The sequence below is a fragment of the Rothia sp. 27098_8_161 genome (assembly GCF_041432905.1).
Classification (GTDB): domain Bacteria; phylum Actinomycetota; class Actinomycetes; order Actinomycetales; family Micrococcaceae; genus Rothia.
The window spans coordinates 1-646 of the sequence record NZ_JAPWAL010000074.1 but is presented as its reverse complement, the minus strand read 5'-3'; the positions used below and the strand labels follow the sequence as shown (position 1 = coordinate 646).

Here is a 646-nt window from a genome sequence, read left to right as displayed (position 1 = left end):
TTGAATCAGGCAGAAAATGCCGTCAGCAATAATCCCAGTTCTGTGTTGCACGGTGTATCCCAGGTGGGCTCGACCGCCGCTGAGGTTGCGACCGGTACCCTGCTGACCCTGTTTACCCTGGTCTTCTTCCTGATGGAGGGCGAGCGTATCTGGCTGTTCGTGACCCGCCTCTTCCCGAAGGATGCGCGTGCCGCTGTCAACGGTGCGGGTCGTGCGGGTTGGAAGTCCCTGGGTGCCTACGTGCGCGTTCAGATTCTGGTGGCGGCTATCGACGCTATCGGCATCGGTGTTGGTGCCGCAATCCTGGGTGTTCCGCTGGCTATCCCGCTGGGTGTACTGGTCTTCCTCGGCTCCTTCGTTCCGGTGATTGGTGCTCTCATTTCCGGTGCTGTGGCTGTGCTGCTGGCGCTGGTTGCTCTGGGCCCGGTGCAGGCGCTGATTATGCTCGGTATTGTTCTGCTGGTTCAGCAGCTCGAATCCCACATTCTGCAGCCGCTCATTATGGGTAAGGCTGTCTCCTTGCACCCGCTGGCGGTTATTTTCTCGGTGGCTGGTGGCTCCATTATTTTTGGTGCGGTGGGTGCTCTGTTCGCTGTGCCGACTCTGTCTGTGGTCAACACGGTGGTGCGTTACCTGGCGAATCGTG

The 646-nt window shown here is 59.4% G+C and carries 1 protein-coding gene; it reads left to right on the top strand.

The genetic code is table 11. The features are described from left to right. Nucleotides 1-646, top strand: a 646-nt coding sequence (locus tag O3648_RS08470; protein ID WP_371569613.1) for an AI-2E family transporter, incomplete at both ends; no start/stop codon positions are given.